This window comes from Mesorhizobium sp. M7A.F.Ca.CA.001.08.2.1, assembly GCF_003998455.1.
GTDB classification, from domain to species: Bacteria; Pseudomonadota; Alphaproteobacteria; order Rhizobiales; family Rhizobiaceae; genus Mesorhizobium; species Mesorhizobium ciceri.
In genome coordinates, this window is the sequence record NZ_RZPW01000502.1 from 1 (window position 1) to 4661 (window position 4661).

Genomic DNA, 4661 nt, shown 5'->3' on the forward strand with positions numbered 1-4661 from the left:
ATGCGGTGGAGATCAGGGCCGCCGCTTAATCCGCTGACATCGAGCGCGCCATATCCAGGAAAGCCCGCACCAGTTTGCCGCCGCTGCGTTCACGCAGGCAGATCAACGCCTCGTCCATCAGGGTCTCGGGAGCATCGATGGTGATCGGCACCAGCCGCGAATCCTGGCCGAATTCGGCCGCCGAGACAAAGCCGATGCCGGCGCCCGAGGCGACGATCTCGCGGACGGCTTCGCGGCCCTCGGCTTCGATAGCCGGCCTCAATTCGATTTTCGAGGCGGCTGCGAGATCTTCGAGTTTCTGACGCGTCTTCGATCCACGCTCGCGCATGACCAGTGATTCCTGCGCGAGCTGCTTGAGGGTGAGCGACTTTTTCGCGGCCAGCGGGTGGTCGACGGATGCAAACGCGATGATCGGCGTCGAGTTGAGTTTCAGCACCTCGAAATCGCGCCCCGTCGGTACCTCGCCCAGCACGCCGATATCGGCATCGTAGCTGTAGAGGCTGCTGATCACCGTCTCGGTGTTGCCGGCGCGCACCGAAACCTGCACGCCGGGGTAGCGGGCCCGGAAGCTGCCGAGAATATGAAGCAGATGATGTGCGGCATCGGCGACGATGCGCAGCGAGCCGGAACGCAGGGCGCGGGACTCCGTCAGGAGTTCGAGCGCCTGTTGCTCGGTATCGAACATGCGGTGGGTTATTTCGAGCAATTTCTGGCCCGAATGGGTCAGCGTGACCTGCTTCTTGTTCCGGTTGAACAGCAGCACATCATACTCTTCCTCGAGCTTGCGCACCTGGTCCGAGATCGCCGGCTGGGTCAGGAAGAGCGCCTCGGCGGCGCGAGAAAAGCCACCGCAGATGGCCACCTGGTGAAAGGCTCGCAACTGGACGTAGCGCATCTCCCGTGCCTCCGACACTTCTGAAATCGCCGACATCTTATCATAAGGATTGCTTAGGAAAAGATCGAAAGGAACGATTTGACTTATGTTTTGCCGACCCTCAGCCTGAGCATGGGTCGACATCCCTGCCGGCCGTTGGCACCGGAGGCGTCGCCATGCAATTTTCCATCATCCTGCTGCATCTGGCGGGTGCGGTCATGCTGCTGCTCTGGGCCGTGCATATGGTGCGCCAGGGTGTCGAGCGGGCCTGCGGGCTCGCTTTGCGTGATGCCCTGAGGCAAGCCCGGGGTGAGCGGATCAGATCGGCCGGTGTCGGCACCGTGCTTGCCGTGCTGCTGCAGAGCTCGACCGCCGTCGCTATCCTGGCGGCCGGGTTTGCCGCCAGCGGCATGGTTTCGGTGTCGGCCGGGCTGGCGATCCTGCTGGGCGCCGATCTCGGTTCCGCCCTAGTCGTGCAGGTGCTGTCGTTCGACCTCAGCTGGCTTGTGCCGGCGCTGATCCTGGTCGGCGGCGCGATGGCCCTGAAGTTCGAAGTGGCTGGCATCAGGCATAGCGGGCGAATCCTGATGGGGGTCGCCTTCGTCCTGTTGTCGCTGCATATGATCGGCGAGGCGACCGCACCGATGCGGCAGAGCACCTTGCTGCCACTGGTGATTTCCTATCTGCGCGCGGACTATTTCACCGCCTTTGCCGCCGCTGCCCTGTTCACATGGCTGATTCACTCCAGCGTCGCGGCGATCCTGCTGTTCGTCACGCTTGCCGCGCAAGGCGTCTTGCCGGTCGAGGTCGGTCTGTTCTTCATCCTCGGCGCCAATTGCGGCGGCGCGCTGATCGCGGTTTGGCTGACGCGCGGCGAAGCCGTCGAGGCGCGCCGTATCCCGCTCGGCAATCTGATCTTTCGCGGCACGGCGGCGCTGGCGGCTTTGTTCGCGCTTCAGGCCGTGACCTTCCCGGCGCATCTGTTCGGCGCAACCGAAGGCCGCCAGCTGGTCAACCTGCACCTTGCCTTCAATCTGGTGCTGGTCATCTGCTGCTTGCCGTTCACCGGCATGATGGAGCGGCTGGTCGCCTTGTTGATCGCAGACAGGCCGGTGGCAAAGGCCGAAGAGGGTGGAGACCTGATGTCGCGCCGCACCAGCGCGCTCGACCGCACCGTCATGCACACACCCGGTCTTGCGCTAGCCAGTGCCACCCGCGAGCTGCTGCGCATGGGCGAAGTCGTCGAGGTGATGCTGCGCCCAGTGATGGATTTCTTCGACGCCGGCACCGGCGACCAGATACGCCAGGCCCAAAAACTCGATGAGGAGGTCAACCGCGCCCATACCGAAATCAAGCTCTACATTGCCGAAGTCAACCGCGGCAGCATGAGCGTAGCCGAAGCGCAGCGCGGCATCGAGCTCACAGACTTCGCCATCAATCTCGAACGCGCCGGCGACATCGTCGCCAAGAACCTGCTCGTGCTCACCCAGGAGCTGCGTGACAAGAACCTGCGCTTCTCACGCGACGGCTGGAGCGAACTGGCCGGGCTTCACAACCGTGTCATGGCCAACATGCAGCTTGCACTCAATGTGCTGGTGTCGAGCGATCTCGATTCGGCGCGGCAACTCGTCGTCGAGAAGGAGCGGATGCGCAGACTGGAACGCACGAGCCACGACCGTCACCTCAAGCGCCTGCAATCGGGAATGCCGCAGAGCATCGACACCAGCGACATCCACCTGGAGGCCGTGCGGGCGCTGAAGGAGATCAACTCGCTGATGGCCTCGGTCGCTTATCCCTTGCTGACGCAGAGCGGTGATCTGCTGGAAAGCCGGCTGGCGAGAGGGGCTGCGGAAGTGAGGGCTCCCGCACTGGCCTGAGGACGGATTCCCGCCCGGCATATCATCATTAAAATCTATAAATCGATACAAAATAACGATTTTACAAATAGATCATTCAGGTCAAGAATAAGGCCACATCGAACGCAGATCGAGCGGAGGACAACATGCTCGCCGAGACGAAATTTGCCGCGGAGCCGCTGGCCAGCCCGGCGCTGGGCGAGCCGTATCTTCTGACCCCGGGGCCGCTCACCACGGCCTATTCGGTCAAGCAGGCGATGTTGCGCGACTGGGGATCGTGGGACGGCGACTTCCGCGCCATGACATCGGATATGCGTCGCCGGCTGCTGGCGCTGACCGGGGACAGGAACGATGAGTTCGACTGCGTGCCGATGCAAGGCAGCGGTTCTTTCTGCGTCGAAGCGATGCTGGGGTCGTTCGTGCCCAGGGACGGCAAGGTTCTTGTGCTGGCCAACGGCGCCTACGGCCTGCGCGCCGCGCAGACCATGCAGTATCTCGGCCGCGCCTATACGCTGATCGACAAGGGCGACTATCTGCCCCCGCGCGGCGACGAGGTGGCAGCGGCCCTCGCGGCCGACCCTGATATCACCCATGTCATCGCCATCCATTGCGAGACCAGTTCCGGCATCCTCAACCCGGTCGCTGAAATTGCCGAAGCCGTCCATGCCAAGGGTCGCAAGCTGCTGGTCGATTCCATGAGTGCGTTCGGCGCCGTGGCGCTCGACGTCAACGAAATCCGCTATGAGGCGATGGTCTCGTCCGCCAACAAGTGCATCGAAGGCGTTCCGGGTTTTGGCTTCATCATCGCCCGCAAGAGCGAACTGGAGGCCGCCAAAGGCAGGAGCCATTCGCTGTCGCTCGATGTCCACGCCCAGTGGGCGCACCTGAACAAGACCGGCCAGTGGCGCTACACGCCGCCGACGCATGTCGTGGCCGCCTTCCTCGAAGCACTGCGCCAGCATGAGGCCGAAGGCGGCGTCGCCGGCCGTGGCGCCCGCTATACGAGGAACCGCGACGTCATGGTGGCCGGCATGCGCGACCTCGGTTTCGAGACACTGCTCGGGGATCGCTGGCTGTCGCCGATCATCGTCACCTTCTTCAATCCGGCTCATGCCAGTTTCGCGTTCGACCGCTTCTACGATCTGATGAAGGACAAGGGCTTCATCATCTATCCGGGCAAGCTGACCGCCGTGGATTCGTTCCGCGTCGGCTGCATCGGCCAGATGGACGAACATGTCATGCGCCGCGTCGTCGAGGCGGCAGCGTTCTCGCTTCATGAAATGGGCGTCGACACCGCCGCCCCACCCGCCGCGGCACTTGCCGAACGCGCCAAACTCGCCGCCTGAAGCGGCCGACTTCGAGGATATCAGATGAACCAGATGTCTCCCATCAGCGTCGCGGTCAACGGCCGCACCTACGCCTGGCCGCGCGTGCCGGCCATCGCCATCTGCCTTGATGGCTGCGAGCCCGCCTATCTCGACGAAGCGATAAAGACCGGGCTGATGCCGGCTCTGGCCAGGATCAAGGAGAAGGGCACGGTGCGCTTTGCGCACTCTGTCATTCCGAGCTTCACCAACCCCAACAATCTGTCGATCGCCACCGGCCGGCCGCCGTCGGTGCATGGCATCTGCGGCAACTATCTCTATGAGCGCGAGACCGGCAAGGAAGTGATGATGAACGACCCGCGCTTCCTGCGCGCGCCGACCATCTTCCAGGCCTTCTACGATGCCGGCGCCAAGGTCGCCGTGGTCACCGCCAAGGACAAGCTGCGTGCCTTGCTTGGCAAGGGCCTCGCCTTCGATGAAGGCCGCGCGCTGTGCTTCTCTGCGGAAAAGTCCGACACCACGACTATAGCCGAGCACGGCATCGACAATGCCTCGAAGCACTTCGGGCTGCCGGTGCCGGAGGTCTATTCGGCAGAGCTGTCGGAG

The 4661-nt window shown here is 63.3% G+C and carries 4 protein-coding genes; 3 read left to right on the forward strand and 1 reads right to left on the reverse strand.

Features of this window, described 5'->3' with window-relative positions:
• Positions 1–25: 25 nt before the first annotated feature.
• On the reverse strand, positions 26–895 hold the full coding sequence (locus EN914_RS24815; protein ID WP_024502480.1) for a LysR substrate-binding domain-containing protein: 870 nt from the start codon (positions 893–895) through the stop codon (positions 26–28).
• A 155-nt stretch (positions 896–1050) separates the two neighbouring features.
• Between EN914_RS24815 and EN914_RS24820 the strand changes: the two genes are divergently transcribed.
• The 3 genes from EN914_RS24820 to EN914_RS24830 form a co-directional block, all read left to right on the forward strand.
• Positions 1051–2751, forward strand: coding sequence for a Na/Pi cotransporter family protein (locus EN914_RS24820; protein WP_024502481.1), 1701 nt, complete (start codon positions 1051–1053; stop codon positions 2749–2751).
• Positions 2752–2876: 125 nt separating this feature from the next.
• Complete coding sequence (locus EN914_RS24825) at positions 2877–4076, forward strand: 2-aminoethylphosphonate--pyruvate transaminase (protein WP_024502482.1); 1200 nt, start codon at positions 2877–2879, stop codon at positions 4074–4076.
• A 24-nt stretch (positions 4077–4100) separates the two neighbouring features.
• Positions 4101–4661, forward strand: a 561-nt coding sequence (locus EN914_RS24830) for an alkaline phosphatase family protein (protein ID WP_206527231.1), incomplete at its 3' end; no start/stop codon positions are given.